Source organism: Actinomadura fulvescens (genome assembly GCF_039533225.1).
Lineage (GTDB): Bacteria > Actinomycetota > Actinomycetes > Streptosporangiales > Streptosporangiaceae > Spirillospora > Spirillospora fulvescens.
In genome coordinates, this window is the sequence record NZ_BAAATD010000009.1 from 267,798 (window position 1) to 294,431 (window position 26,634).

At 70.3% G+C, this 26,634-nt stretch carries 30 protein-coding genes; 3 read left to right on the forward strand and 27 right to left on the reverse strand.

Annotated features, from left to right (window positions below):
* Positions 1–117: 117 nt before the first annotated feature.
* The 14 genes from ABD333_RS31055 to ABD333_RS31120 form a co-directional block, all read right to left on the reverse strand.
* The gene (locus ABD333_RS31055; protein WP_344546088.1) at positions 118–435 is read right to left on the reverse strand and encodes a hypothetical protein; all 318 of its coding nucleotides are present in this window, start codon (positions 433–435) and stop codon (positions 118–120) included.
* Positions 432–935 carry a hypothetical protein gene (locus tag ABD333_RS31060; RefSeq protein WP_344546089.1) on the reverse strand — a complete coding sequence of 168 codons (504 nt, stop codon included), beginning with the start codon at positions 933–935 and terminating at the stop codon, positions 432–434. Before ABD333_RS31060 ends, ABD333_RS31055 begins: the two co-directional genes overlap by 4 nt.
* Positions 936–941: 6 nt before the next feature.
* Positions 942–1,694 carry a hypothetical protein gene (locus ABD333_RS31065; protein ID WP_344546090.1) on the reverse strand — a complete coding sequence of 251 codons (753 nt, stop codon included), beginning with the start codon at positions 1,692–1,694 and terminating at the stop codon, positions 942–944.
* Positions 1,695–2,861 (reverse strand): hypothetical protein, encoded by a 1,167-nt coding sequence (locus tag ABD333_RS31070; RefSeq protein ID WP_344546091.1) that lies wholly within the window; start codon positions 2,859–2,861, stop codon positions 1,695–1,697.
* Between the two features lie 28 nt (positions 2,862–2,889).
* Positions 2,890–4,110 (reverse strand): hypothetical protein, encoded by a 1,221-nt coding sequence (locus tag ABD333_RS31075; RefSeq protein WP_344546092.1) that lies wholly within the window; start codon positions 4,108–4,110, stop codon positions 2,890–2,892.
* 15 nt (positions 4,111–4,125) lie between these two features.
* On the reverse strand, positions 4,126–5,004 hold the full coding sequence (locus ABD333_RS31080; RefSeq protein WP_344546093.1) for a phage distal tail protein: 879 nt from the start codon (positions 5,002–5,004) through the stop codon (positions 4,126–4,128).
* A 3-nt stretch (positions 5,005–5,007) separates the two neighbouring features.
* The gene (locus ABD333_RS31085) at positions 5,008–8,202 is read right to left on the reverse strand and encodes a hypothetical protein (RefSeq protein ID WP_344546094.1); all 3,195 of its coding nucleotides are present in this window, start codon (positions 8,200–8,202) and stop codon (positions 5,008–5,010) included.
* 38 nt (positions 8,203–8,240) lie between these two features.
* Entirely contained in the window at positions 8,241–8,627 is a 387-nt protein-coding gene (locus ABD333_RS31090) for a hypothetical protein (RefSeq protein ID WP_344546095.1), read from the reverse strand.
* Complete coding sequence (locus tag ABD333_RS31095) at positions 8,624–8,977, reverse strand: hypothetical protein (protein ID WP_344546096.1); 354 nt, start codon at positions 8,975–8,977, stop codon at positions 8,624–8,626. Before ABD333_RS31095 ends, ABD333_RS31090 begins: the two co-directional genes overlap by 4 nt.
* Positions 8,978–9,079: 102 nt before the next feature.
* A complete protein-coding gene (locus ABD333_RS31100) occupies positions 9,080–9,631 on the reverse strand; it encodes a phage tail tube protein (RefSeq protein WP_344546097.1) in 552 nt (183 codons plus the stop codon).
* A 75-nt stretch (positions 9,632–9,706) separates the two neighbouring features.
* Positions 9,707–10,084, reverse strand: a complete 378-nt coding sequence (locus ABD333_RS31105) for a hypothetical protein (RefSeq protein ID WP_344546098.1) — start codon at positions 10,082–10,084, stop codon at positions 9,707–9,709.
* Positions 10,085–10,101: 17 nt separating this feature from the next.
* A complete protein-coding gene (locus tag ABD333_RS31110; protein WP_344546099.1) occupies positions 10,102–10,380 on the reverse strand; it encodes a hypothetical protein in 279 nt (92 codons plus the stop codon).
* Positions 10,381–10,384: 4 nt separating this feature from the next.
* Entirely contained in the window at positions 10,385–10,726 is a 342-nt protein-coding gene (locus ABD333_RS31115; protein ID WP_344546100.1) for a hypothetical protein, read from the reverse strand.
* 10 nt (positions 10,727–10,736) lie between these two features.
* On the reverse strand, positions 10,737–11,372 hold the full coding sequence (locus ABD333_RS31120) for a head-tail connector protein (RefSeq protein ID WP_344546101.1): 636 nt from the start codon (positions 11,370–11,372) through the stop codon (positions 10,737–10,739).
* 305 nt (positions 11,373–11,677) lie between these two features.
* On the opposite strand from ABD333_RS31120, the gene ABD333_RS31125 reads away from it, so the two are divergent.
* On the forward strand, positions 11,678–12,046 hold the full coding sequence (locus tag ABD333_RS31125) for a hypothetical protein (protein ID WP_344546102.1): 369 nt from the start codon (positions 11,678–11,680) through the stop codon (positions 12,044–12,046).
* On the opposite strand, the gene ABD333_RS31130 is transcribed toward ABD333_RS31125, so the two are convergent.
* The 3 genes from ABD333_RS31130 to ABD333_RS31140 form a co-directional block, all read right to left on the reverse strand.
* The gene (locus ABD333_RS31130) at positions 12,006–13,019 is read right to left on the reverse strand and encodes a glycosyltransferase family 4 protein (RefSeq protein ID WP_344546103.1); all 1,014 of its coding nucleotides are present in this window, start codon (positions 13,017–13,019) and stop codon (positions 12,006–12,008) included. The two genes, ABD333_RS31125 and ABD333_RS31130, sit on opposite strands and share 41 nt — an antisense overlap.
* Before the next feature lie 34 nt (positions 13,020–13,053).
* Positions 13,054–13,995: a phage major capsid protein gene (locus tag ABD333_RS31135; protein WP_344546104.1), complete on the reverse strand. Its 942-nt coding sequence runs from the start codon at positions 13,993–13,995 to the stop codon at positions 13,054–13,056.
* A 66-nt stretch (positions 13,996–14,061) separates the two neighbouring features.
* The gene (locus ABD333_RS31140; protein ID WP_344546105.1) at positions 14,062–14,610 is read right to left on the reverse strand and encodes a hypothetical protein; all 549 of its coding nucleotides are present in this window, start codon (positions 14,608–14,610) and stop codon (positions 14,062–14,064) included.
* A gap of 135 nt (positions 14,611–14,745) precedes the next feature.
* Between ABD333_RS31140 and ABD333_RS31145 the strand changes: the two genes are divergently transcribed.
* On the forward strand, positions 14,746–14,979 hold the full coding sequence (locus ABD333_RS31145) for a hypothetical protein (protein WP_344546106.1): 234 nt from the start codon (positions 14,746–14,748) through the stop codon (positions 14,977–14,979).
* Positions 14,980–15,238: 259 nt separating this feature from the next.
* Here ABD333_RS31145 and ABD333_RS31150 read toward each other — a convergent pair whose 3' ends face one another.
* The 5 genes from ABD333_RS31150 to ABD333_RS31170 are packed head-to-tail and all read right to left on the reverse strand — an operon-like array spanning position 15,239 to position 20,506.
* Positions 15,239–15,433 (reverse strand): Rmf/CrpP fold protein, encoded by a 195-nt coding sequence (locus ABD333_RS31150; protein WP_344546107.1) that lies wholly within the window; start codon positions 15,431–15,433, stop codon positions 15,239–15,241.
* Positions 15,430–16,968 (reverse strand): VG15 protein, encoded by a 1,539-nt coding sequence (locus tag ABD333_RS31155; protein WP_344546108.1) that lies wholly within the window; start codon positions 16,966–16,968, stop codon positions 15,430–15,432. The genes ABD333_RS31150 and ABD333_RS31155 overlap by 4 nt, the downstream gene beginning before the upstream one ends.
* A 15-nt stretch (positions 16,969–16,983) precedes the next feature.
* A complete protein-coding gene (locus ABD333_RS31160; protein WP_344546109.1) occupies positions 16,984–18,402 on the reverse strand; it encodes a phage portal protein in 1,419 nt (472 codons plus the stop codon).
* A gap of 15 nt (positions 18,403–18,417) precedes the next feature.
* Complete coding sequence (locus ABD333_RS31165) at positions 18,418–20,085, reverse strand: terminase (protein WP_344546110.1); 1,668 nt, start codon at positions 20,083–20,085, stop codon at positions 18,418–18,420.
* A complete protein-coding gene (locus tag ABD333_RS31170; RefSeq protein WP_344546111.1) occupies positions 20,078–20,506 on the reverse strand; it encodes a phage terminase small subunit in 429 nt (142 codons plus the stop codon). The genes ABD333_RS31165 and ABD333_RS31170 overlap by 8 nt, the downstream gene beginning before the upstream one ends.
* Positions 20,507–20,969: 463 nt before the next feature.
* Here ABD333_RS31170 and ABD333_RS31175 point away from each other — a divergent pair, with 463 nt between their 5' ends.
* Positions 20,970–21,104, forward strand: a complete 135-nt coding sequence (locus ABD333_RS31175) for a hypothetical protein (protein ID WP_344546112.1) — start codon at positions 20,970–20,972, stop codon at positions 21,102–21,104.
* A gap of 292 nt (positions 21,105–21,396) precedes the next feature.
* On the opposite strand, the gene ABD333_RS31180 is transcribed toward ABD333_RS31175, so the two are convergent.
* From ABD333_RS31180 to ABD333_RS31200, 5 genes are all read right to left on the reverse strand, one after another.
* Positions 21,397–21,714 carry an HNH endonuclease gene (locus ABD333_RS31180; RefSeq protein ID WP_344546113.1) on the reverse strand — a complete coding sequence of 106 codons (318 nt, stop codon included), beginning with the start codon at positions 21,712–21,714 and terminating at the stop codon, positions 21,397–21,399.
* Between the two features lie 6 nt (positions 21,715–21,720).
* A complete protein-coding gene (locus ABD333_RS31185; protein WP_344546114.1) occupies positions 21,721–22,233 on the reverse strand; it encodes a class I SAM-dependent methyltransferase in 513 nt (170 codons plus the stop codon).
* A 340-nt stretch (positions 22,234–22,573) separates the two neighbouring features.
* Entirely contained in the window at positions 22,574–23,206 is a 633-nt protein-coding gene (locus ABD333_RS31190; RefSeq protein ID WP_344546115.1) for a hypothetical protein, read from the reverse strand.
* Between the two features lie 16 nt (positions 23,207–23,222).
* Positions 23,223–23,570, reverse strand: a complete 348-nt coding sequence (locus tag ABD333_RS31195; protein WP_344546116.1) for a hypothetical protein — start codon at positions 23,568–23,570, stop codon at positions 23,223–23,225.
* A 403-nt stretch (positions 23,571–23,973) separates the two neighbouring features.
* Positions 23,974–26,445: a phage/plasmid primase, P4 family gene (locus ABD333_RS31200; RefSeq protein WP_344546117.1), complete on the reverse strand. Its 2,472-nt coding sequence runs from the start codon at positions 26,443–26,445 to the stop codon at positions 23,974–23,976.
* Between the last annotated feature and the right edge of the window lie 189 nt (positions 26,446–26,634).

Consider the following 26,634-nt stretch of genomic DNA (forward strand, 5'->3'; position numbering starts at 1 on the left):
CGCTGGGTGTCGTCGCCGCATGCGGCGTCGTCGGGTTCGGGCACGGGTGGGTCTCCTGTGGTTGGGCATGCCGAAGCGCCCCGCGGCCGATGGCCGGGGGTTGGCGATGCAGGGCGGTTACTTGATGCCGAGTACCGAGATCAGGACCGACACCACGAGCGACAGAACGGCGGTGGTGACGGCGCCGGTCATGATGCGGCGGTCGGCGGCGCGACGGTCGTCGTCGGCGCGGCGTTGCTGGTGCAGCTCGGCGATCTCGGCGGCGAGGTCGTCGAGGCGTTCGCCGATGGCGGCGCGGTGCGCGTCGTAGACCTCGACGGCGACGAACCGGTCGAGGCGGCCGACGATGTCGTCGAGGCGGCGCCCGATGTCGGTCTCGATCCGGCCGAGCGTCCGCGCGACCTCGCCGAGGGTGGGCTCATCCATGCCGATCACGTCGCGAGGGTCGGGGCGGCGGCCGTGTTGTCGGCCGGTGGTTGGGGCGGGGGTTGGCCGAGCAGGTCGGCGCGCAACTCCTCGACCGTGTGCGCCTTCTCGGCGACGGCGTCGAGGCTGAGCGGTTCGGCTCGGATGACGGCGAACGGGTCGGCGGTACGCAGACCTCGCGCGGCGGGCGCGGTGACGATCTGTACCTCGGTCTTGACGGCGTCGATGCGGGCGAGGTGTGCGGCGCGGGCGTCGTCGATGGTCGGCGCGTTGTAGAGGGTGATCGCGTCGGGCGCGGGGTCGGCGAGGAACGGTTCGTGAAGCACGATGTCGAGCAGGGTGTCGACGTCGGTGGGATCGATGCCGTACTCGGCCGCGCGCCATTCGAGGGTGTCGGCGGGGAAGACGTGCGCGATCGAGCTTCCGTCGGTCCGTTGATAGGTCACGTACCAGCAGGCGGCGCCGCCGAACGTGCGCGCCTCGACGGTCTGTGTCTGGTAGGTCTGCATGTCTCCCTAGCTCCGAAACACCCAGAAGTTCGCGTAGAACGCATGTGAGCCTTCGCAGCGAACCGTGAAGCCGGTTCGCGACTCGGCGGCGACGTAGTGCGCGAACGGGGGTTGCGCCGCGGTGTTCTTGATCGTGGCCACGACGATTGCGTCGCTGGCCAAGGTGGCGCCGTAGCCGATCGCCAGGTCGGTATACGTCCCGCCGGAACCGGCATCCTTGAGGACTTGTCCGGCGAAGATGCCGACTTGCGGGCCGAGGTTGGTCCATGTGGTCCAGCGCCCGTAGTGCTGGGTGAACCCGTCCTTGTCGAACGCGAACCGCGCCTGTGTGGGCGTGTAGACGAACCCGAGGTCGACGCGGTCGCGGGTGAGGTTGACCGCGCCGCCGGCAGGTGCGTTCTCGGCGTCGAACAGCGAGAGGTAGAGCCGGTCGCGGTCGACGCGGACTTGTGAGTATCCGACGGCGTCAGCCGCCGTGTTGATCAGTAGGCGGGTGATCGCCGGGTCGTCGGGGTTGGTCCGCCCCCAGATCTCCGCATAGTCGGTGCCGTCGTCGGGATAGAACCGGATGATCGGCCGCGACGAGCCCTCGGGGTTGATCACGATGCGGCGGCCGGTGAGGACACCGACGACGAGCTCGGCCGCGGCGATCCGCGCGAACTTCACGCGGGTACGGGCGGCCGTGAGCGCGTCTTTGACCCCGCCCTTGATCCGGTTGAGCTCGCCCGCCCAGTCGGCCGGGTAGTTCGGCGTGCCCATCTACGCGGCCTCCTCGTCGGCTTGCTCGGCAAAGATCAGCGTTGCGAGTTCTTGGCTGTCCTCGCGTGAGACGGGGGTGACCTCAATCCCGACGACGCGCCAGTGCCGAGAGAATGTCGGCCGGCTGTAGGCGCCCTCGGAGCGGTCGAGGGGAAACCAGACGTCGACGATCGTCAGCCGGGCGAAGTCGCCGAGCCGATCGGGCGTGAAGCTGGGCGCCTCGTCGAGCCGCACGCGCGCCTGCGGAATTCGGATCACGCCCGATCGGGTGTCGCGCCACCAGCGCGCGTAGTCGTCGAGCGTGGCGACCTGCGTGACGCCCTGATAGTCCTCGGTGTGGTCGAGGTAGGGCCAGCCGGCCGCGATCAGGTCCGCGGCTGTGTGGATGCTGCCGAGCAGTGGTTCGGAGTCGGCCGTTAGGTCGTCCTGTTTGGTGTCGCCGCGGGCGCGCCAGCGGGTTGCCGCCGCGGCGGCGTCTGAGGGATACGACCACGACACGACGTTGCCGGGCCGAGTGAACACGTGGTCGGTGTCGCTCTGCCCGAGCCGCGCCGCGGTGACGAACTGGCGTGCGCGCTTGCCGGTCGCCGGGTCGACGAACGTGCGGATCATGTACTCGAACCCGTCGACCACGTTCGCCAGCTCGGCGAGACGCTGCCCGTAGGTCGCGGCCTCGCTCGCCTTGTAGGTGCGGTCGCGCCGCACCCCCGATGGCGTGTCGAGCGGCACGAGTCCGATGCTCGCCGCGCCGCCGCCGGCCTGCATGTGCGCGATGAGCTGTTGCGCGATGGCGGTTTGATCGACCTGCACGAACGGCGGGACGTCGGTCCAGATCTGGCGATGGTCGAGGTAGCTTTCGAGCGTCGCGCCCTGAATCTCGACCGACACGTTCCCGCGCTCGTCGCCGGCGGGGGTCGCGGTCCAGATCAGGTAGGTCCCCCAAATCTGCGCACCGCGGTAGACGTGGCAGATCACCCGTCCGGGGCCGGCGGTCGGTGGCCAATACCGTTCATGTGGGAACACCTTCCGGACCTCGGCCGCGACCGTAGCGTTCGGAACGGGGATGGTCGCTCGCAGCGATCCGGGTTGGATGATGCGACGATCGAAGGTGACGCCGGTCAAGGCGAGCTCGGTGATCGTCTGGTCGGTCATCAGGTCGGCGAACACGTACCGATACAGCGCGGGCATCGCGCGATCACCACGCCCGCCGCAGGCTGACGAACGAGGGTCCCCGCAACAGTGACGGGGTGCCGTGATTGGCGCGTTGCGCACACCGCAAGCGGAGCGTGCCGCCGTCTCCCGACCAGAACATGCCGTGCAACGTGGCGGTCAGATGCAGACCGTTACTGGTGTCGCCGCCACCCATCGCCGGCGCTGACGACAGGAATTGCCGATCGACGAACTGCGCGCCCGTGGTGCCGGTCGAGCCCAGCGCGGGCGCCCGACACGTCCAGTCCATCCACGCGTTTGCCGGTCCCGTCCATCCGACCCTTAGGTCGGCGTCCTGGTGCGCCGAGTAGATCAGCATCCCGGACAGCTCGTAGCCGCCGCCGGCGGGAACAGTGATCCCGAGCTGTGGGTCGTCGAGCCAGTTCGTGTTAGGCACGGTGAGGTCACCGCCCCTGACGATGGTGATCGGATCTTGCTCATACCAGCGTGTGCCGTCCCATATCTCGGTGATGCGCAGGTCAGCGCGCCATACCTGTTGACCGGCGATCTTGTGCGGGATCTTGGCGTCGCGGTCGGCGGCATTGGCGACGACGATCGTTGTTGGCCACCGCCATTCACCAGCGGTGTAGACCTGGGGGGCGCGCACGTCGCGGCGCCAGACTCTCAACCCTTCGTAGGGGGTGAGGCTGTCACGGTCAGCGGTGTCGACAACGGGAATGGTCCCGCCGGCGGTCGCGGTGTAGCGGCGCCGGTCGGCGCGAGCGGTCGCCCAGTTGATCGGCGTGCCTCCGGTGGACGCGCCAGCGGGAACGGTGACCTCCCACAGCAGCAGGCTTGTCGGCGGGAGCGTGGTCGCCGCGCCGTTGGGCTGTCCCTTGAGGACCTCGACGGCGCCCTCTTGTACGCCGGACGCGTCGTAGGGATGGTCGTAGACGCGGGCGATGACGCGATCGATGCGGGCGACCGCTGGCTCGCCATCGGGGAAGGTGATCGGTGCATCGGAGCCGTTGACGAATGAATAGCCGCCCTGCACGCCGGTTCCGGAAATCCACGCGGTGAACGGCTTAACGGCCGCATCCATCGTGCCGGCTGTGCCGGCGAGGTCGGCGACCGCGCCGTCGCCGGGCAGCAGACCCGACCGGCGCTGAAAACGGCTACCGGCCTGTGGCCATAGGGCGCCGAGCCCGAGCCGATGTAGTTGCGCGGTCGTCACTCCGCTCTTGAGGGCCAGGACGTGAACGGCCACGGGTGCAACCCCCTTTCACAGGTAGGCGTGTCGCCAGGACACGAGCAGGTCAGCGGCGCCGCCGAACGTCCCGCGTAGGGCGATCGTGTTGTCGCCGGGCGCGAGGGTGAACGCCTCGACGGGCGCGGATGCGGCGGTCATGGTGTAGAGCCGGTCGGCGTCGGCGTTGAGCCGGACGGCGCCGGTTGAGGTGGTGATGTCGAGGGTTTCGCCGACGGCGAGGGCGAGGTCGAATCCGAGCGCGACGCCGGTCGACAGGTTGATGATCTGCGGGTCGTCTGCGGGGCCGGTGATCGTGAGCACGGGGTGCGCGTGCGCATTGCCGGCGTTGGGGATGGTGGCTTGCCCGAGCTCGCCGGGCTGGCCGTAGTCGAGCCCATTCTCGTAGTCGAGTGGGTAGATCAACCCGCCCGACCCGCTGCTCGCCGGTGGGATGCGCGCGGTCAACTCGGTCGCCGAGTAGAGCCGGGGGTCAGCGCACACCCATTGCAAGGCGACCTCGGCGCCGCCGATGCCGTAGCCGATGTTCTGCGGCAGCGACCGGCGGGTGAGTTGCCCGAACGCGACCAGGGGCACGGCGGCGTAGTCGGCGACGGCGACCACTTCCTCGACGGCGTCGTCGCGTAGCGCTGTGTTGGCGACGAGCTGCTCGACGAGGACGCCCGTGCCCGCCGGGTCGAAGGGGGCGAGGGTGAATTCGACGGTCACGGTCCGCGCTTGGGCGAGTGCCTGACCGGGCCACGCGCCGTGCCGGTTGGGTCGGGAGACGGTACCGACGTCGACGTCGGGCATGTCGCGCCAGCCGGTCAGCGACGACACCGCATAGCCGGTGCCGTCGCCGACGAGCAGGTGCCGCCACTGGAGTTGACCGGGCGAGGTGATCAGATCGGGCACGCCTCACCCCCGACCCTTGGAGATCCACATCAGGGCCTCGCCGATGTCCTGCGGCGACTGGCGCGGGTCGGCATGGAAGTGCTCGATCTGCACGGGCGCGCCGAATCCGCCCGAGCCGGCCGCCGCGCCCGCGGGGACCGGTGCGGCCGAGCGGACTGCGACCGCGGCTTGCGCGGCGCCGGCGAGGCGAGCCGACGCGTCGGCGACCAGAGCGTGCGCGGTGTCGATACCGACGGCCAACCCTTCGCCGACGTGCTGCCCGAGCCCGATCATCACGCGCGACGGCGACTTGATTTTGAGTGCCTTGCGCAGCGCGGCGGCGACCTTGCGGGCGATGGCTTGCATCGCCTTTTCGATCTGCTTTTGCTGGTCGAGCAGACCGGTCAAGAACCCCTTGCCGGCGTTGCGGCCGGCGTCGTAGAGCAGGTCGGCCGAAGTGAGCCCGAGGTCGCGGGTCGCCTTGTCGATCGCCGATTGCGCGCTGTTGATCTGCCCGAACGCCGCGCCGTCCGCCTTGAGTAGCGCGTCGGCGAGCGCGGCGCCCTGCTCGGGACCGGCCTCGACGAGTTGCCGAAGCAGGGACTTGGACAGTCCCCGCGCTGCCAGCGCCCGCAGGTTGGCGGCGAACCGGCGCAAGGTGTCGAGCTTGCCGACGAGACCGGCCCTAATGCCCTCGGCCGTCGGCGCCTGGTCGCCGAAGTCGAGCGAGGTGATCGAGGCGAACCCGCGGGCCGAGTCGGTGACCTGACCGGCGAACTCTTTCGCTTCGGCGATGCGGGCGAGGATCTTCTCGCGCTGCTTGGCCAGCCCTTGCAGCTTGCTCGCGTTGCGCTTGAGCGCGGCGATCAACCGGTCGTCGAGCGTGGTCTTGCGGCCGGCGAACGCCTTGCGGATCAGCCCGGCGATCCGATCGGCGGTCGCCTTGATCTTCTCGGCGTCGCCGGTCAACCCGGCGTGCAGACCTTGCATGATCTGCTTGCCGATCTTGCGCATCACCTTCGACGGCGAGGAGATCCCGAGGACCTTGCGGACCGGTCCGGGGATGATGCTCTTGACCAGACCGATCAGCGCGCTCTTGAGCCAGCCGGCGCGCGAGGAGATGCCGCGCCAAAGCCCGTTGATGATCGCGGTTCCGGCCGACACCAGCAGCCCGGCGAGGTTGCCCATCGCGCGCAGCAGCGCCCGCGGCAACGCCCGCATGAACGCGACGAGGTTCCCGCCGGCCGACGATGCGGCCGACCGGATGCCGCGCCACGCGGCGGTGTGCGCGGACTTGATCGCCGACCAGCCGCGCGACCAGGCGTTGCGGATGGCGTTCACGCCGGCGGTGAGAACCGACTTTGCGGCGTTGACGCCCCCGCGGATCGTGGTCTTGATCGCTGACCAGACGGCCGACAGCAGCCGCTTGATCGCGTTCCAGACTCCCGACCACGAGCCGCGGATCTGGGCGAGCCCGGTAGCGATGGCGCGCTTGACGTCGGCGAGGTTGCCCGTAAACAGCGCCTTGATTACGCGCCACGCGCCCGAGATGACGGTGCGGATGAACGTCATCTGTGCGGCGATCACGTTGCGGATGCCGGTGAAGACCGGACCGACGACCGCGGCGATCTGCCGTACCGCTCCCATGACCGCGGACGAGACAGCGCGCCACGCGGCCGGCACGTGCGAGACGAGCCAGGTGATCGCCTTGAGCAGCCATCCCACGATGCCCGCGGCGAGCTTGACGACCCACGTCAGCACGGCCGCCAAGACCGGAATGACCTTGCCGAGGATGGTCGCGGCGAGCTTGCCCAGCCACGCGACCACGGGCAGCAGGACAATGATCAACTCGGCGAGCGGGGGCAGGATCGGCAGCAGCGCGACCAGCAGTTGCGCCCACAGCGTCACGATCTGCGCCAGGACCGGCGCGAGCGCGGTGATCAGCCCGGCGAGGACGGGCAGGATCGCCGCGACCAGGCGCCCCAGGATCGGGAAGATCGGCGCGAGCGCGGGAAGCAGCCCGGAGAACGCCCGCACCACCGACAGCAGCGCCGGCGCGATCGCGGTCAGCGCCGACAGCAGCGCCGACCCGACGGTCTGCAAGAGCTGTGAGATCACCGGCAGCAGCGGAGTGATCGCCGCGGCAAGGATCGTCAGCCCTTGCACCAGGAATCCGGCGATCACGCCCGCCACTTGGACGACGATCGGGATCAGCGGCGTGATCGCACGGACCAGCGCGACCAGCAGCGACCCGACCAGGCGGCCGAGCGGGGGCAGCAGCGCGCCGAGCGCCTGCCCGAGCGTTCCGCCCAGGGCGCTCGCCGCCGCGCCGAGGACCGGCGTCAACTGCCGAAGGATCGGGACCAGCGCGGCCGACAGCGCGGTGATCACTGGTCGCAGGAACGCCAGCAGCGCGCCCAGGACCGGCGCGCCGAGCTGAACGATCGCCGCGATCAGCGACGCGATCGGGGGCAGGATGCCGCCGATCGTGGTCAGCAGTTGCCCGAAGACCGGCGCGACCGAGCCCGCTGCCTGGGCGATGGTCAGCAGCGCTTGCCCGAGCCCGCCGATAAGCGGCTTGAGCGCGGCGCCGAGCGTGGTGATCAGCGGCGCCGTCGCTTGGGCGACGCCGGCGATCACCGGGCCGAGCTGCGCCAGCGCCGGCCCAAGCGCGGTGAACAGCGACGCCAGGGCGGGCGCGAGCGCGGCGAACGCCTGCTTGAGGTAGGGGGCGATCTGCCCGAACGTCTGCCGGAGCGTGCCGGCGAGCCCGACCAGGACCGGCCGAAGCGGCGCGGCGAGCTCGCCGAGTTGGGCCTTGACGTCCTTGCCGAGGTCGGCGAACGCGTCCTTGACGACCTGGGATTGCGCTGCGGCGGCGAGGCCGATACCGGCGATGGCCAGACCGGCGCCCGCCATCGCGGCGCCGAGCCCGCCGGCCGCGGCGGCGCCGGCGACGCCCAGGACTGAGACGCCGACCAGGGCGCCGCGGACCAGGCGGCCGACGCCGCCGAGCGCGGGCACGAGCTTGCCGGTCAGCGCGGAGGCGAACCGGCGGCCGGACTTCTCGCCCTCGGCCTCGATCCCGTCGCTGATCTGCCGACCGGCGCCCTCGCCGACGTTGTCGAGCGCGTCGCCGATCTCGGCTTGCAGCGCGGCGCGGAACCCGCGGGCGCTGGGCAGGATGGTGACGTATGCCGACCCGACCTCGGCAGTCATCAGCACTCACCCCCCGGACGGGTCACCCCCGCAGGGGGTCAGGGGTCGGCGATGGTGCCGTCGCGTGCCCGAGCGAGCAGGTCGATCGCCTGCTCGGATGACAGGTGGGTGCGGCCGTAGTGGGTGGTGCGGCGGCCGTCGCCGGGCCGCTTGACCGGGCGCGGCCGGTTACCCTTGCCGCCGCCGCGCTGGTAGTTCGCCCAATTGAGGACGTCGACGACGGCCGCGAGCAACTGCTCGGGCATTCCCCATACCGCGGCCTCGCCGTGGACCGAGCGGGCGGTCGCCGAATCGAGCGGCACGTGTTCCAGGAACACGCGAAGTTGCCGCCAGGTGATGTCGGTCAGGGCGCACGACCAATAGGCGCGGAGGTCGTACTCGACTGCCTCGCCGTGCTCGCGCAGGAACGCGGCGAGGCGCGTCATTCCCCCTCGGCGAGCCCCGAGTGCGCCAGCCAGCGACGGAACAGTTCGTTCAGCCCGTTCAGCGACAGCGGCAGCTTGTCGAAGGCGGCGAAGTCGTCGCCGAGCCCGACACGAAAGGCGGCGTTCATCGCCTCGACGTCGCCGCCGTCTGCGGCGAGCAGCATCTTGCGGTCGAGCTTGCGCATGTGGGGCAGCGCGAAGACTCGGCCGCCGAGCCGGAACGGGAACGGCGCGAACGTCGACTCGGCCTCGACGACGTCGAGGTCGAACACCTCGTCGTCGGCGATCTCGACCTCGGCCGCCGGTTTGGCCGTTGGCTTGGTCGAGTTGGGCTTGCGTGCGGTACTCATGCGTGGGTCACTCCCTCACGGCGCGGGCACGGTGGGCAGGGTGGAACCCAGGACGGCGACCGGACCCACGCCGCGCGGTCGCCGCCCCGGGAGATCGAGGGGTCAGGAGTAGCCCCAGTTCGGGTCGTTGCCGAACTTGGTCAGCACGACGCCGGCGACCGGATAGCACGTGATCGTGACGTTGTAGGAGATCACTTCGTCGTTGACGTAGGTGATCTCGCCGCGCTCGGTGACCTCGCCGTTCGGCACGTACAGGCGGGTGACGAGCGTCCCGTCGAGGACGTCGAGGATGAACCGGCGCGGGTCGGGCGTGGGCGGCTTGACGTCGAGTTGGTAGCCGCCGGCGATCGAGGTGATCGTCGATCCCTTGTGGTAGAGCTCAAGCGACGTGCGCTTGGTCTCGATCATCGTGAACGCGAGCGTCGCGTTCGACGACGAGGTCAGCGTGCGCACGATCTGGCCGTTCTGCCAAGCGCGTACCTCGTTGGTGTCCTCGTCGTAGGACTCGGTGAGCCCGTCCTCATTGAGGAACCCGGCGTCGGCGTAGCCGGAGGGAACCGGGCTGGTCGAGTTGGTCGGCGCGGTCGCGGTCGGCGCGGCGACATACAGCGCACCGGTAACGGCGACCCGCACCTTGGAGGCATCAAGAGCCACGGGGATTCGTCCTCTCTGCATGGGCGCGGCGCCGCGGGGCACCGGGCGAAATGGGGCGGCGCGGGTCATCGCGGGTCAGGTGGCGCGTAGGGAGAGCTGCACCGTCAGCCACACGCGCGGCGCGCCGGTGAGCGGATCGTCGGCGCGGCGCGGGCCGAGGAATTCCTCGACGGCGTAGCAGGGAACACCGCCGATCACGGTTCCCGCGGCGGCGTGCAGCGCGGCACGTGCGGCGGCGCCCAGGTCGTTCGCGTCGGCGTCGCCCGTGCCCCACGCGAACACGTCGAGCCGGGCGCGGTCGCGCACGTGGTCGACCAGCGTCCCGCCGACCCTGCGCACCTGGACCCAGCGGGCCGGCCGCGGGTCGGGTACGCGGGTACGGACGGGGACGCCGAGGATCGGCGTCAGGTGGGCGCAGATCAGCGCCTCGACATCGGGGAAGACGAGCACCACGTCACCCCCAGGGCGGGTCAGTCCGCGGCGGCGTCGAGGGCGCGGCCGAGAATGCGGTATTCGGCCTCTTGGGCGAGGCCGGCGGGGTGATCGGCGATCACCAGGGCGCGGGTTCGCGTGCGGGTGTCGGAGCGGTCGACGCGGTAGTCGACGGTGCCCTCGTGCGGGGGAACGGCGTCCAGGTCGGCCGAGTCGGCAACCGCTTGGGCGCGGCGGGCGAGGTCGTCGCCGACCTCGTCGGAGGTGAGCAGGTCGCGGATACCGCGCCGGTTGAGCTTGATCTTGTTGCGTGCCATCGCTTCACCCTTGGATGTGTCGGAGCGTCGCCTCGACGTGGTGTGGGCCGGCGGGTGTGGGGATAGGCGCCGGCGGTCCGTCGACCTCGAACGTCAGGGCGCCCCACTCGATGCGGTCGCGGCCGTGCACGTCGTCGTGATTGGTGATCAACAGCCAGTCGGCGACCAGCGGGGCGCGGCCGTCGCTGGTCGGCTCGGACGCCTCACGCGGTTCCAACCAGGCGCGCACGGGCGTGCGGGCCGCGGACGGTCCGTAGTCGTAGGTCGGGTTCCCGTAGCGGTCGACATCGACGACCGGACGCACGACCGCGACCGTGAACGGCAACAGCCGGACGGGGATCGGCACAGCGACCCCCCTACAGCCGGGTCATGGTGACGCCGGTCCGGCGCCGGTAGCCGGCGAGCGCGGCGCGGTCGGCGCCGGTAAGGATCACGGCCGTGCCCGATGCGCCGTCGGCGAGCCGGTAGGAGTAGCCGCCGATCGTCTCCGACACCACGCCGCCGGCCGAGCTGGGCGCGGTCAGGCAGCGCAGCACCATCGCGGCGACAACGGCGACGACGTCGTCGGGCACCTGGTCGTGCCCGTGGGTGTAGGTGACTCGGTAGGTCCATGGGGCGATCTCGACGTCGCGCAGAATCTCGGGCTGGTTGATGACGTAGGTATCGGCCGACACGTGCAGCAAGTCGGCGCCGTCCCATCGCCAGCCGACGACCGGCACGTCGCCGACGCCGTCGAGCCCCAAGACCAGGGCGACGCGGTCGACGTCGCGGATCGGGGGCGAGGGGAGACGGATCTCGCCGCCCTGCGCCCGAAGCGTGCGGGTCTCGGTGACCGGCGGCGCGGCGAACGTTCGGCCGGTGTGCGAGCGGACCAGAGCGGACGCGTCGGCGAGCAGCGCGGCGGCGCGTGCCTGCTCGTCGCTGGTCAACGGTCGGCCGAGCCGCGCGACAAGATCGGCGACGGTCGCCAAGAGCTTGGCTGGGCTTTCCATCGCTTCCCCTTCTTCGAAACCGCTGTGCGACGGTCCTACTCCGACGTATTCTGCGAGTGCCCGTAGAGCGACCGGGCGCGACAAAAGGAGTCGCTCTTGGCAGTCGGCAAGAGCGTTGGACGCCGAACACATCTGGGTGTTCGAAGGTGCGGGCAGGGATAGCTCGTCGCAGCAGCAGAATTAGCTCGGACTCAAGACGTTCCGACTGGCGGCCTTGTGTCCTACCAGGATGATCGGTGACCTGGTGGGGCTGAGGTGTGCGCCTCCTTCATCAGGTTCATCGGCCGACTGTTGGGACCAGGCCAATGAACCACAGTAAGAAGCTCGTGCTCGCACTCGCCGTCGCTATCGGCCTCCACGTCGTTCACGTGATCGTTGAGGTTGGTGTCGCGTTGCAGGCGACACCGGCGACCATTGCTCTCGCAGGCATCCCGGCGGCTGTCGGCGCACCTAGCGCTGTCCTCAGCGTGATCAAGCACTGGTCGCTTGTGAACCATCGCAAGAAGCTCGTGCTCGTCCTCGCCGTCGCTATCGGCCTCCACGTCGTTCACGTGATCGTTGAGGTTGGTGTCGCGTTGCAGGCGACACCGGCGACTATCGCTCTCGCAGGCATCGTCGCGGCTGTCGGCGCGCCTAGCGCTGTCCTGACTCTGATCGAGCACTGGACCAGCTGAGAGATTTCCCGGCAAGTTGCTCGACCGCGGTGACCCAGCGGGCGAGGTCGGCCGCGGGGTCGAGCTCGGCGACGCGAGCGCGGGCGCGCTTGGACGCGGCCGACCACCCCCGCGGGGTGAGCAGTCGCCGCAGCGTCTTCGCCCACGCCTCGACGTCGTGGCGGTCGACGAACGCGCCGGCGGCGCCGAGCGATTCGCGGAGCCCGGGGGTCGGGTGTGCGATCACCGGAATGCCCGAGTGCATCGCCTCGACGCCGACACGGCCGTATGACTCGTACTCGCTCGGCATGAGCAGCACCTTTGTGCGGGCGTAGACCTGCTCGCGCATGGCGTCGCCGGACACGTGCTCGACGATCTGCACGTTCGGCAGATCGTCGCGGCGTACCTGGTCGAAGTAGGCGCCGACCACGCCGAGGAACGGCACGTCGGGGAACCGCTCGGCGAGCGCGTAGAACGTCGCGGCGCCCTTGGCCTCGCACAGGTTGATCAGGGTGACCGAGTCGCCGGGGGTCGTGGCGTAGTCGCCAGCGTGCACGGGCGGGGGCACGATGATGCCGCGCGGGTGCGGGGTCTGCTCGGCGATCCATGCCGAATTGAAGACGACGAGCGCGGCGTCGTCGACGAGCCATGACCGGGTGACCTCGTGGTCGTTGTGCACGATGTGCACGACCGGCACGCCGTACAGGCGGCCGAGGATCGTCGCGCGCGGCACGTTCTCAAGGTGGGTGACAAGCACGTCGGGGCGGCGGGCGTCGTCGAGCAGCCAGCCGACCGGGTCGCCCTTGCCGCGGTAGGGATGCACGGTGATCTCGTCCAGCCGGTACGGCGCGGTGACGCCGTCGACCGGTCGGGAGAGCAGTACGTCGACGGCGTGGCCCTGCTGTGCGAGCGCCCGCAGCATGGGGTGCACCATCCACTCGGCGCCGGCGTTGTGGTGCGGCGGGTACAGGTGCAGCATCGCGAGCACACGCACAGCAGGTTCCCCCCTTATTGGTAGGTCGGGATGATCAGGTCAGGGCGGGAACCGGGCTGAGGATGCCGAACGGCCAACGGGTCGCGGCGTTGGGGTTGAGCGCGGTCGCCGGGTTGGCGACGGCGAACCCGAACCGGGCGACCACGCGAAGCGCGATCGAGTCCTGCTGCATGAGGTTCAGGATCACCTTTCCGGTGTCGTCGCTGATCACACCCTCGGTGAACACCTTGAAAGTGATGTCCTGGCGGACGCCGATCACGGCCTTGGACCAGTCGCCGGCGATCAAGCTCGCCTTGGTCGCGTCCCATCCGCCGTTGTCGACCTCGGATGCGGGCCGGTTGTAGAGGCGGCCGGCGAACTCGCCGGTCGGGTCGGGCTGGTAGATCGGGTTTCCCTGGGCGTTGCGGAACCCCATGAGCTCCCATCCGAACCCGGGCGCGGTGGCGAACCCGTTGACCCCGAACCCGTCCTTGGTGATCGTGCGCGCGAGGTGGGCGACGGACTGCCCGAGGTCGCTGCCGGGCGCCTGGGTGTTGCCGGCGGCGACGGCGCCCGTGTAGATGTCGCTCGGCCAGGTGGCCGGCTTGTTCATGCCGAAGATCGCGGCGAGGTCGAGGGCGCGGCCGAGTGCTTCGGCCAGCGAGGGCCGAACCTCGTCCCACACTGGAACCTGCGCGTCGTCGACGTAAGCCTCGGGCACGGGGACGATCGCGGCGAGCTCTTCGGCGACGAGCGTGACGTTCGTCCAGTCCTCGCGCGTGGTCTGCTTCATGCCGCTATCGCCGTTGACCCAATAGGCGGTAGGCAGCACCGACAGCACAGGCTGACGGTTGGACTTGGTCGACATCGCCGCGCGGCGAGCGAGCTGGAGAACGGCCGATGACTTGGGCATCTCCTTGATGACCTCGGCCGAGACGGACTCGGGCACGAGCGGGTCATTGCTCGCGTCCCGGCTGATCATGTCGTTATAGGGCACGGGCGGTGAACCTTCCTAGGCGGTGCAGCGGGCGGCCGTGCCCTTCACGTCCGGGCGCTGCTGGGGTCAGGGACGGGAACGGGCCGAAGACAGGAAGTCGCGGAACCAGGCGTTCGGGTCGCGGTCGGTCTCGGCCGCCGCCGGCGCGGCACCGGGCGTCAGCGACTCGACCGGCCGCACACGCGGCGCGCCGGTCGCGGTCTGCGCGGTCAGCCGCTCGGCGATCAGGCGAGCGCGCTGCCTGATCTGCTCGTCGTCGCCGGCGCCGAGCATGTCGACGAATTCGGCCGGGATGCCGACCTCGGCGGCGACCGCGAGCCGGGCGACCTGCGCCCGCAGTTCGTCGCGCTCGCGTTCGGCCGAGCCGGCGCGGTCTTCGAGCCGTTGGGTATCGGTCTTGCTCGCCTCGACGATCGGCTCGACCTCGCGCAGCTTGGTACGCCATCCGGCCGCCTCACGGCGTAGACGCTCGATCTCGGCGCGTGCGGTTTCGGGGGCGTCCCACGGGTCCGGCTTGTTCAGCCGGTCGGCGAGGTCCTGCGGGGTCGGGGCGGGGGTGGTGTCGGCGTCCGGCTGTCCAGCAGCGGGCGCGCCAGGGTTGGCCGTGTCCGGCACGGCGTACCTCCTGTGATGGTGATGGGGCGTTGACTCTCCGGGAGTCACGCAAAAAAGAGTTGTCGACTATGTAGACAACACTCGGGAAAGGGTTAATGTTGTCGACAACAGCGACAACATTTTGAAGGGGTCGAGATGCGCGCTTGGACCGAGATGACCGCCGCGGACTTCTACACCGACGGGACTCAGCTCGACATGCTCGCCGGGATCGAGGGCGACGGATACGGCACGCTCGACCTCCTCGACGCTGCGGTCGAGGGCGCTGCGCCCGAGGTCATCGCCGAGCGTGCCGACGGCGCGCTGTTCGGCCTCGCGCTGGTGCCCGCGGGCGCCGGTGACGACGTGCTGTTCTCGGTGGTGGCCGCGTGACCGGCCGACCGGTCCGGTACCGGGACATGGGTCAGGTCGGCGAGTGGTTTGGCGTGAGCGGCAAGACCGTTTCCAAGTGGCGCACTAGGTACGCCGACGACCATCCGTGCCCCGAGCCGGACGCGATGACCGGCGAGCCGCCCGGAGAGACGCCGGGATGGCTGCCCGACCGCGAAAACGAGTGGAGAGCCTGGCATGCGAGCCGACCAGGGCAGGGCGCGAAGGGGCGCCCCAAGCTGCGCCGTCAACCGGACGGTGATCAGCCTGAGTAGTCGACCGTTCCGGGCTCGGGCGGCCGGTGTGCCAGGTAGGCCGAGAGCCACAGATGCGCGAGAGCGCGGTCGCGGTCGGTGCCCTTGACCATGTAGGGGCAGACAGTGACCGGGAGCGAGCGGCGTGCGGCGAGGCGCCCGGCGCGCTTGGCGCGGGTCATGTCCTCGGGCGTGATGCTCATAGGCCGTACTCCCTGCCGGTGCCGCCCTCGCGGGTGCGTTGGGCGGCGCGCCGGTCCGACTCTCGGCCGAGCGTGTCGGCTTTGAACTCGGCGAACGTCATGCGCTGGTTGCCATCCTCGGCCCACCAGCGTTTCAACTCCTCCGACGCATATTTCCTAGCACGGGATGCCGGTCCGCTGAACAACGAGATCGGATCGATCCCCGCGGCCTCGCCCTGCTTGTTGAGCAGGTAGCCGCGGGTTGCGTCCTCGGCGGCGAGGTACTGGGCGTGTAGCCACTCGTCATACAGGCGCCGCACGGCCTGGTCGCGGGTCTCTCCCTCGCCGCGTTGGGCGTCGACGGCCGCGGCGCGTTCCTGCCGGTCGAGCTCGTTCGGGTCGAGGTTGTGCACCTCGGCGTAGGCGTCGCGCCACTCCCAACCCTGGTCGACGAGCTCGGCGACGCGCCGCTCGTCGTCGGTCGGTTCGTCGTCGAGGGTGCCGAACGAGTCGCCCGCCTGGTCGGCCTGGTCGCGGCGTTCGAGCTCGGCCATCAGCCGATCGGCGACGTGCGGCAACTCGTCGCCGTACTGGGCGAACAACTCGGCGATCTCGTCGTCGGACAGCGCCCGCACGTCGACGTCGGCGAGCGGGTCGGCGGCGCGCGTGGCCGCTTCGTCCTGGGCGCGGCGTTCGGCTTCCTGCCGTTCGGCCTGTTGCCGTTCGGCCTCCCGTTGGGCGGCTTCCTGTTCGGCCTCGACGCGCCGCCGCTCGGCGTCGGCGCGCTGGTCGCGCTGCTTGGCGTTCCACTGCCGGCGCCACTCGCGCCGGGCGTTGGCGCCCGACAGTCCCTTGGTGACGCGGTCCCACTCGTCACCGAGGTCTTTGGAGTGCCCGAGCCATGCCTCGTCGCGGGAGAACACCGGGGCCGCGATGCACGCGCAATGGTCGTGGAACTTGAATTCGCCGTCGCCCTTGAACCGCTGGTTCGTGGTTCGTCCGGCCGTGCCCTCGTTCTTGTAGACCGCGCCGCGGCCGGCGAGCATCGCGCAGAACGGGCACGGGTTGGCGTCGGTCACGCGGGCATAGCCGAGGGCGGCGTCATCGGCGTGCACTGTTCGGTGCACGGTGGCGCGCCCGCCGTCGAGCACCAGCCGCGACGCGGCGCCGGCCAGCTGCACGCCCGTATGCTGGCGCGCCTGCTGCGGGGTCATGCCCGCGGCTACGGCGCGCTTGAACGCGGCCGGCCCGGTCACGTCGAGGACCGTGCGCAGCAACCCGCCGTCGACCACGTCGGCGACCACGGGCGCGACGGCGCCGCCGACCTGGGCGGCGTTGCGGGCGGCGAGGTAGTACTCGGCCGCCATGTTCGCCGACTCGGCGCGGCGGTCGCCGACCAGGCGGGCGAGGATGTCGCGCAACCCTGGCCAGGACGCGTCGACCTCGGCGGGGTCGAGCATGCCGTTCCACACGGCGAGGACGTCGCGGGCGACCTGGGCGCGTAGTTGCGCCTGGTCTTGACGCTGCTGCTCGGCGAGCGCTTCGGCGGTGGCCACCCCTCACCCCCGGTGTTACGCCTCCGGCGGCGTCTCGGGCGCCTGGTCAGCGCCGGGCGGGGGGCCGTCGAGCTGCCGGTCGAGCAGGGTGTTCAAACGGGCGAACGCGTCGCCCTCGTCGGCGCTGGCTTGCCAGCGCTGCACGTCGGTCTGCGAGACGCCCGGGATGCGTTCCCACACCTCACGCGCCGGGATGCCGAGCATCTGCACGGCCTTGCCCCAGGCGTCGACGGTCTGCGCCAGCGACCGCGCCCCGACATCGCGCCACACCACTTGCGCGGCGGTGTCGGACCATGCCGCGGTGTCGCCGGCGGCGAGGCCGGCGAGCCGTAGCGTCTGCTCGTGGCTCTCGCCGAGAGTGCTCTTGCGTTCGCCGATCTTGCTGTTTAGTCCGTCGCGGGCCGAGTCCAGAGCTTCGGCCGACAGGTTGGCCATCTGGCCGAGCAGGGCGTGCGGCGGGGTCTGGGTGACGGTGGCGACGTAGCGGAGCGTCGCCTCGAACGAGTCGTGAAAGCCGGTCAGGTCGGTTTGGCCGAACTCCCCGAACTTGGTGTCGGCCGACTCGGCGGTGAGCATCGCGTCGACGCGAGCGCGGAACGGCTCGGTCGGGTTGCCCGTCTCGTCGACCTCGGTGATCATGCCGGTCGCCCAGCGCTGCCGGAACGCGCCGAACTGCTGCGCCATCGCCTCGTTGAAGGCGGTCAGGTTCAGCGCGTCTTGCATGGCGATGATCGGCTCGACCTCACCGGTCACGGTCTCGGCCTCGTCGAGGTCGTCGACGTTGAGATACCGGACCACGGGGCAGACGCCGAGCCCGTGCGTCTCGACCCAATCCTCGCCCGCGGGGGTGAGCTCGATCTTGCTCGGGTCGGACACGTCGAGCTCGGCCGGGCCGAGCAGGCTGTAGCGGGCTTGATCGTCGTAGACCCGAACGATCCGGCGCGTGCCGCTCTTGGTCCGCTCGACGAACGTCTCGACCGCGTAGATCGGCCACTCGTCGTCGATCACGTCGGCGTAGACGGCCGTCATCCGGCGCGGCGAGAACCGCTTGATCACCGGGGTCGGGTCGCCGGGAAGCACGACCGTGTAGGCGAGCCCGTATTTCAGCGCGGCGCGGTGCACGCCGTGCTGCCTGGCATCCATCCGGTTGGCCTGCCACACCGCCCACGGCGCCGCATTCTCCGACGAGCCCGCGGGCCGGTATCCCTCGACGTGCAGAGCTTGCGCAACGGTGGTGACGATCAACCGCGTGATGTTGCGCACCGACCGCTCGACGATCCACCGGTATTCGTCGCGGGCGCCCTTGGGCACGTACACGCTCGCGTGCTCGCCGCGGGTGTACCGGTAGACCCGATCGAGCCGCGGTAGCTCGTCGGCGCGGGCGCGCAGCAGGGCGCGGGCGGTGTCGATCGCGGCGGGCCGGTCGAGGGGCACGACCTCACCCCCCGATCATCCGAATCCGCGCACGCGCCCCGGGCCGCGGCGGGCTTGCTTGGTCTGGGTTCGCTTGGTCCACTCGGGCGAGGCGAGCACGCGACGGCGCACCAGGCGGGCGCCGACCAGGCACACGGCGGCGTCGATCTTGTCGGGAGAGTCCGGGGACGACTTGCCGATGCTGATTCCCCAGCGGTTCGGCCGGCGGCGCGCGTTGTAGACGTGCCGCGACAGCGCGCTCGACCCGTCGTGGGTGAACTTGCGGTCGACGATCTCGGCGTGCGCGGCCTCGCAGGCGAGGGTGAACTCGGCGACGTGCGCCCGCATGTCCCATGCGATCGGCTGGCTGTTGTGCCCGCCGGGGACAGCCCACACGAGCAGCTGGTCGCGGTAGCGCTCGGGCCAGGTGTCGTAGGCGTAGCTCTCCCACTCGCGCACGTCGGAGAAGAACGCGACTACCTGCCAGCGGTCGAAAGCGCGCTCGACAGCGGCGTCGACCTCGCCGACGTTGATCGTCGACAGGGTGTTGTGCGCGGGGTCGGGCTCCCACACGCCGACGGCGAACGTGAACCCGTCGGAGATGCGGACGCCGATCAACGCGGACGCGTCGCGCGACTTGCTGCCGTCGAAGAACAGCGCGATCGGCTCGCCGTCGTCGACCTGGTCGGTCGGGTCGGCGAGTCCATCCCACTCGTGCGGTGCGAGCCACGAGTCGGCGTTCGCGATGATCTGATTCAGGTAGAAGCGGCGCGACAGGTCGGGCGGGGTCGCCGGGTCGTAGATCTCGGCGATAACGCGGTCGAGGTCGACCCATCCGGGACCGTCCGGGCCGCCGGCGGCGTCGCGGTAGGCGGCGCGCAGACCGGCGCGGAGCGATGCCTCGTCGGCGAGGTCGGTGTCGCCGGGCGCTTCGGCGGCGTCGTAAAGGATGCCGCCATGCCCGCGGGTGCGTCCCTCGCGCTGGGCGACGAACGCTTTCCATGTCCGCTCGGCGATCGAGTCGGCGCCGGGAACGAAGCTGTTGCAGGTCTCGACGAGCCGGCCGTTCCGCTTGCCGAGGTTGCGCCGGATCGTGTCGGCCAGGTCGTGCCCGCCCGTGCTGGCCAGCCACCATTGCACCTCGTCGCCCACGACGAACGATGGCCGGTTGCCCTCGGCACTGTGGGCGCTGCTGGTGATGATCTCCAGCCGGCCGCCGCCCGGCTTGTAGATGACCTCCTTGCCGAGGTCGATCCCGTACTCGGCGACCAGCCGCGACCCCTTGGGCGCCATCGCAGCGACCATGATCATGGTGTTCTTGCACTGCTCTTTCGAGACGGCCGCGATCTGTACCCACGGCATCGGCTCGGGCGCGCCAATCGGTCGCCCCTGCTCGTCCCATCCGGCGAACCGGACCGGGCCGCAGAACTCCGCCCAGCACAGCGCAGCGAGGAACGGCGACTTGCCGGCGCCCTTGGGCAGGCGCAGCGCGCCGCGGTGAAACAGCCAACGGCCGCGGTCGTCGACGGCGTAGAACCACAGCACGAACCGCACTTGAGACGGCGAGAACTTCCAGCGGTCGCCGGCGTTCGGCCCGTCGGGCTGGCGCAGGTACTTCGAGCACCAGGCCAGCACGCCCCATCCGAGGGTGTGCTCGGGTACCCCGTCGGGGAGCGTGCCCGCCGCGACCTGCTCGTCAGCCACCGATCATGCGGCGGTACTCGGCGAGCGAGGCGACCGCCGCCTCTTCGTCGGCGTCGCCGCCGCGGTGGTCGCGTTCGAGTTCAAGCCGGAGTCGGCGCCGCTCGCCCTCGGTCGCTGCCAGCGATGCGCAGCCCGACAGGATCGCCGTCAGCAGGTGCGCCGACGGGCGCTCGTCGAACCGGGCGATCGCACGGGCGACGATCATCGCCGTCGCCCAGTCTGAATCGGTGTAGAACGCCGCTTGCCCCGAGGTGCGCAGCGACTCATACCAGCGGCGGCCGAGACCGGTGATCTCACGCGGGCACGGCGGGCCGAGCTTCGCGCCGCCGGTGTCGAGGGCGGCGCGGTCGACGTCGGCGCCAGCGTTGCGGCGGCGCCGGTCGCTGGTGCGCTTGGGCGGGGGACCGGACGAGCGAGGCATGCCGCACCCCCCGAGATTGGTCACTGGAAGTAGTCGGAACCCGTACAGGGTGCGAGGCGCTATGCCGACTCGGGTGACGTGGCGTCGCCGTGGGGGTCAGCCCCAGGGGCGTCCACGATCGTCGACGGCTCTACGAAGCAGCCCTCGGGGCAGATGTGCCAGAAGAAGGAGAGGCGTGCACCTGCTCGTCGGTGGCGTGCCCTGCCCGCCTTTCATCAGCGATGATGAAGGACGCGCTGGGCCGGTCATCAGGCCGGTCTTCGATCACGGCTGATGGCGATGTTTCACGCAACGTTTCACGGGCCAAATTGTGTGCCGACGCGGTGTAGCGTTCTGTCCAACACTTCTTCAGACGCATTCTGTGCGACGCCGCGGCCGACCAGAATGCGGGCGGCCCTGGCATGGCCATGCCTTGCCAGCCGTTTCAGCCCTCGATTGAGGGTCGATCAGAGGAGGTGTCGAGGTGACCCAACGTCCCCCCGGGGATGGGCCGCCCAGGGATCGCTGGAAGATCGCGCAGGTTGCTGCCTCCACGGCGCGGCTGCTGCTCGATCTGATCAAGTGGTTCCAGGACGGAGGTCCCGGGCGTCTCACCTGACGGGAGACAGCCCGAGACCGCCGGTCGGGAGCCCTTGCACTGTGTCCGGGAAGACCAACGGTGCGGGGGCTCCCCCTATTTTCGCAGCTCAGAACTAGTCTGGTGCATGAACAACGTTACTAGATTAAGCGCTAGCTGCTAGCGGATGCTACATGGGGACCCAGCTCCGCGTAAGAACCTTAGGAGCTTAAAAACTCCGGGATTAAGCCTTAAGAGCCTAAGTAGCTCGGTAAGCCTTAAGGGCTTAAGGGCTTAAGGGCTTAAGGGCTTAAGGGCTTAAGGGCTTAAGGGCTTAAGAGCGTGGGGCCCAGCCTGGATGCGGCTCGGCCGGTCGGTATCGCTTGGCGGTGATGCGGGCCGCGGCGGCGCCTGCTTCGCGCGCGGTCTTGGTGCGGTGGTGGTCGCCGCACAAGGCCCAGAGGTTGTCGTCATCATCGACGCCGCCGAGATGCGCGGGGTCGCGGTGGTCGACGTCGGTCGCCGGTCGGCCGCAGATGCCGGGCCTGGTTGGCCACTGGCAGAGGTAGCCGTCGCGGGCGAGGATGCGGGGGCGAATGCGGGTGTGCCAGCCGGGCGGGAGCGGGGTCGTGCGGCGACTGGGCGCGGCCATGGGTGGTCACTCCCTTCGCCACAGGAAGTAGGCGAGGACGTCGCCGATCCACTCGGCTACGACGCCGGCGCCGAGCACGCCGCGCATGCCGGGGGCGGTCCAGTGGTCGACGTGGGTTTCGAAGGGGTTGCCGCCGACGGCGCCTTGATCGAGGTGGAGCACGGGCACCGAGACAAGCAGGGCGCGGGCGTGCTGTTGGATTCGAGCGATCAGTGCGCAGGCGTCGGCGGCGGGCATGTGTTCGAGGACGTCGCCGGCGATCACCAGGTCGACGCCGAAGCGGGTCGGGTCCAGGTGTCGGGCGTCGGCGACGACGAGCTCGTCGTAGAGGCGGTCGAGACGGTAGGCGTCGACGTAAGGCGCCCAGACGTCGACGCCGGTCCAGTGGGCGCGGTGGTGGGGGCGCATGAGCGCGGCGTAGGTGCCGCACCCGGGGCCGATATCGACGACGGTCGCCGGGCGTAGATGGGCGTACCAGGCGAGGGCGTGTTCTTTGCCTTGCTGGTCGCTGGTGGGCACGCGGCACCCCTGGGGATCGTCGAGGGTGCGGGAACGAGTCGAGCCCGCGAGCGTGGTGGGCGCTCAAGCGGGCTCGACAGGTTCCGGGCATAAGGGTGCTACTGCGGAGAAGTGTTGCACGCTTTGCGATCTTCTGCAACCGGCGTAGTGGCTTTGATGGTGTCGGTGATGTGAGCTTGGATTTCGGCGAGCGAGTAAAGGGTGCGGCGTCCGTCGCGTCCGTGTCGGCCGATGTGTCCTCGCTGCGCCCATGACCGGATCGTGGTCGGGGTGACGTCGTGGCCGAGTAGGCGCGCCCATGCGGCGGCCACGTCGGCGGTTACCAGGGGTCCCGCGGTGGTCATGCTGCCTGCCGGTGTACGTCGCGGCCGAGGTCGAGCCACTGGTCGACGGGGTAGCGGTGCGTTTCGTCGAGGTCGCACGCCAGTGCCGACCGCGGGCCGTTGAGGGTGACGGTCAGGCGGCCGTCGCAGTCGCCGGCGGGGCAGGCTCCGCGGTCGTCGGGAAGGTCGAAGCGGCGGCGGCCGGACGGCTTGAGCGCGTGCAGTCCGCGGGCCCGCAGGGCGTCGAGGGCGTCGACGACCTCGGCGGCGTTGTCGCGTGCGGTGATCCATGCGACGTGTCGGGCGAGCCATGCGCAGCAGGCGGCGACGGTGATGTCGTCGGGCGGGGTGTGGCCTCGCTGGTCGGCGATCCACGCGGCCAGTTGCCGCGCGTAGTCCTCGATGTCGTAGCGGACGGCGGCGACGTGCAGAGCGATCGGGAGGGAGATCTCGCCGCCGCCCGAGGTGCGGGGTCCCTCGGGGGTGGTGGGGATGAGCGCGGATTCGAGCTCTCGGTGCAGCGGGGGGAGTTCGGCGAGGCAGCGCTCGACGTGGTCGCGGCAGGACTCGCACACGTAGTGCCCGTCGAGGGCGGGCCGGTCGATCTGGTCGCCGTGCTGACGGGCGCACAGGGGGCGGCGATGGGTCATGGGTCGGTTTCCCCTCCTAGAACGGCGGTTCGGCGTCGTCGGGCGCGAACTGCTCGGGCGGCGTGTGGTCGAGGGCGTCGCCGGGCACCGGGCCGGGGCAGCGGTGCGCGGCGAGGATGGTGTGCCGGCGGTGCGCGATGCGGTACTCGTCGCGGGGGTTGAGTGCCTTGTCGCGCATCCCGATCAGGTCATAGGTGGTGCGGCCGGCGAGGATCGCGGCGAGCTCGTCGGCCTGGTCCTCGATGGGCAGCGGGTCGACGACGGCGAGGATCGCGGCGATCTCGGCGTCGTAGCCGCGCAGGATGGCGGCGCCGCATCGGGGGCAGCGGTGCGGGCGCACGGTGGTGTCGACGCGCCGGGTCATGACGCCGCCCGTCGCGGTGGCACACTTCGCCGGCACACTTTGGCGGGGCGATGTGTGCCGCCCCTCATTCGGGCTTTGACGTGCGGGTATGGGGGCGTCCGGGGGGCGCGGTGGCACACTTGGCACACTTTGGCGCTGATTGTTGTCTCTACGCGGGTGCTCGGGGCGTCCGGGAGCGTTGTCCCGTGATCGCGATGTGGCCTGTTCCCTCGTGAACGACTTTTCGCGAGGGAAGTGTGCCAAGCGTGCCGACCGGCAACGTGACCGCTGTTCCCGCAGGTAGCGGCGTTGACCGGGTGGCACACATCGGGGCCGTGGAAGTGTGCCGAAAGCGTGCCGCAATGTGTGCCGCGCTCCGTGCCCGTGATCAGGGCGCCGCGGGCCGCGCAGGGGCCGGGCGCGGTCATCGGTCGCCGTCCGCCTCGTCGTACTCGGCGGCGAGCAGCGTCACACCGCAGTAGAACCGCAGGCCGCGGACGGGCTTGACGCTGATCCCGTGCTTGTTCTTGAGCTCGCGCGTGAACTTGGTCTTGGAAAGCGGCGTCTCGGCTTCGGCGGTGCACCAGGCGGCGTAAGCGCCGTAGACCTCGTCGGTCCGGACTTGCACGACCTCGCCGCCGCCAATGTGCAGCCGGTCGCCGACGAACCGCGCGAACGCGTCCTCTTCGACCTCGTATTCACGGGTCGCGGCGAGCACCTGCTCGGGCTCGACGAGCGGTTCGACGAAGTAGGCGCGGGCGCCGGCGATGATCCACGCGAGGATGCCGGGACCTTCCTCCTCGACGAGCGCGTCGGCGAGGTTGGCGACGCGCCTGTCGGGCGGGACGGTGTAGCGGAACGGGATCAGGCGCAGACGGCGAAAGAACCCCTCGCCGCCGGCGCGCACCTGGGGCTGATGGTTGCCCAGCAGCCACAGGTGATGCGTCGGCAGAAACTCGAAGTGATCCCGGTACATGTACCGGGCGACAACGGCCTCGCCGCCGGTCAGATGCTTGATCTTGGCCTCGTCGAACCGGGCGTCGGGGTCGACCTCGCTACAGATCACAAACCGCAAGCCGTGCAGCCGGGCGATCTCGGTCTCGTGCCGGTCCGGTCCCGCCATGAGGAACGCGTTCGGCGCGCTCCCCGCGTAGGTGCCGAGCAGGCGTCGCACGACCTCGACGAACACGCTCTTGCCGTTGGCGCCGCCGCCGTACAGGAACGGCATCATGTGCCGGCCGATGTCCCCTGACGCCGAGTACCCGATGAGCCGTTGCACGTAGCCGATGAGCTCGGCGTCGCCGCCGAACGTCTCGGCGAGGAACGCCTCCCATCGGGGCACCGGGTGTGCCGGGTCGGGGGCGACCAGGGTCGATCGGGTGTGCAGTCCGGCGGGCGCGGCGGGGTGCGTGCGGCCGGTCGTCAGGTCGACCACGCCCGCGGGGGTGTTGAGGGCGCGCCGGTCGGCGTCGAGGTCGGCGACGCGGGCGACGAGCGCCGGGTCGGTGCGGGCGAGCTCGACCATCGCGACCAGGCGCCCCCGGGCAAGGCTCTTGATCCGCCATGAGGCGAGCGCCTTGTTCCCGTCGCCGTTCTCGGGGATCGCGAGGATCGTCTCGCGTGCGGCCTCTTGCACGGTGCCGATGTCGTCCCATTCCCACCTGTGTCCCGACCAGATGAGCCACTTGCCGCGCTCGGGCACGTAGCGGATGCGGTCGCCATGCCGGGAGACCAGGGCGCGGGCGTTGCCGTCGTCGGTGAGGGTGGCGTCGAGGACGACCGCGGGCGCCTCGCCCGGGTTCGCGGGCGCAGGGTCGGGGGCGAGCGCGGCCGTGCCGTCGACCGGAGCCACGGCGGGCGCGGCGGTCGGGAGCAGGCGCAGCCGCGGCGGGGTGCCGTAGCCGGCGTCGCGCAGGGCGCGGGCAGCGTCGGCGAGGTTGCCGCCGTGGTTGAGATGGGCGAAGGCGGCGAACTTGCTGTAACTCTGCTCGGCGTCGAACGTCGTCGAGGTGGTGAAGACGTAGAGGCGGTCACCGGTGCTCTCGCCGCGTGCGTATCCGGTCGTGGCCGAGGGGCCGAGCTTCTTTCCGGGGCGGCGCCAGTGGGTGACGTCGCCGGCGCGGTGGTCGATGGTCCAGCCGTGCGGACCGAGGATGTCGGTCCAGTCGGCGCAGGCGTTGAAGTCGTCGCCGGGAGACAACTCGCCGGGCGTGGTGTGCGGACCGGTCGAGGCGGGTTGGTGGAAGATCGGGGCGGCGTCGGTTCGGGGCATCTGGTCGAGCGCTCGTGCGAGGTCGAGCAGCGCGTCGGACTCTTCGGCCGACACGGTCGCGATCGCGGCGACCGAACCTGCGGTCAGCGACCAGGCGCCGGCGGTCGGGTCGACGGTGGGGTGCACGACGACGTAGCCGCCCTCGGCGCGCGTCTCGATCAGAACCTTGATCTTGTCGTCGGGGTTGGCGGTGAGCTCGTCGTCGGTCGCCGGACGTCGGGCGAGCTTGGTGTTCCCGGCGATGTCTCCGTCGGTTTTCCACAGGATGTGCACACCGCCCGACGGTGTCGTCTCGCAGTACCCGACCATGACGCGGCCGAGCAGGTCGGCGAGTCCGGCCGCGCGGGCGAGCTCGTGCAGGCGGTCGATTACGCCCTCGTCGACGGCGCGCCCCTCGACGTCGAGGCACAGCAGGTTGCCCGACACGCGTCCGCACACGACCGCGACGCCGTGCCGCCCGGAGGCGAACCACGCGTCGAGTTGGTCGGCGTCGGCCCGCTCGCGCTGGAAGATCTTCCATGTGCCCAGGGCAGGCCGTTTGGTCCCGTCGAGACGGACCGGGATAACGCTGAACCCGGAATCGATCAGATTCCGGGCATGCCAAAGAATGCGTTTGCCGTCCAACTTGGACAGACCTTTCAGCTGGAGCAAACTGCATTCGGATGAGAAAGCTAGCAGGACCCGCCGGTTCTGTCCGGCGATTGGATCACGCCGCTTAGCCACGCACGATGCTGCTCCGGTTGTCGTTGGGGGTAACTCCGGTTCTGCACTTGAGTGCCGGCGCCCGCCGCTCGTCGAGGACGGGGCGCCGGC

Coding starts and splice junctions, on each gene's coding strand:
- ABD333_RS31060 (WP_344546089.1), bottom strand. CDS start 935: ATGCAGACCTACCAGACACAGACCGTCGAGGCGCGCACGTTCGGCGGC.
- ABD333_RS31065 (WP_344546090.1), bottom strand. CDS start 1,694: ATGGGCACGCCGAACTACCCGGCCGACTGGGCGGGCGAGCTCAACCGG.
- ABD333_RS31085 (WP_344546094.1), bottom strand. CDS start 8,202: ATGACTGCCGAGGTCGGGTCGGCATACGTCACCATCCTGCCCAGCGCC.
- ABD333_RS31090 (WP_344546095.1), bottom strand. CDS start 8,627: ATGACGCGCCTCGCCGCGTTCCTGCGCGAGCACGGCGAGGCAGTCGAG.
- ABD333_RS31095 (WP_344546096.1), bottom strand. CDS start 8,977: ATGAGTACCGCACGCAAGCCCAACTCGACCAAGCCAACGGCCAAACCG.
- ABD333_RS31110 (WP_344546099.1), bottom strand. CDS start 10,380: ATGGCACGCAACAAGATCAAGCTCAACCGGCGCGGTATCCGCGACCTG.
- ABD333_RS31120 (WP_344546101.1), bottom strand. CDS start 11,372: ATGGAAAGCCCAGCCAAGCTCTTGGCGACCGTCGCCGATCTTGTCGCG.
- ABD333_RS31125 (WP_344546102.1), top strand. CDS start 11,678: ATGAACCACAGTAAGAAGCTCGTGCTCGCACTCGCCGTCGCTATCGGC.
- ABD333_RS31145 (WP_344546106.1), top strand. CDS start 14,746: ATGCGCGCTTGGACCGAGATGACCGCCGCGGACTTCTACACCGACGGG.
- ABD333_RS31150 (WP_344546107.1), bottom strand. CDS start 15,433: ATGAGCATCACGCCCGAGGACATGACCCGCGCCAAGCGCGCCGGGCGC.
- ABD333_RS31170 (WP_344546111.1), bottom strand. CDS start 20,506: ATGCCTCGCTCGTCCGGTCCCCCGCCCAAGCGCACCAGCGACCGGCGC.
- ABD333_RS31180 (WP_344546113.1), bottom strand. CDS start 21,714: ATGGCCGCGCCCAGTCGCCGCACGACCCCGCTCCCGCCCGGCTGGCAC.
- ABD333_RS31190 (WP_344546115.1), bottom strand. CDS start 23,206: ATGACCCATCGCCGCCCCCTGTGCGCCCGTCAGCACGGCGACCAGATC.
- ABD333_RS31195 (WP_344546116.1), bottom strand. CDS start 23,570: ATGACCCGGCGCGTCGACACCACCGTGCGCCCGCACCGCTGCCCCCGA.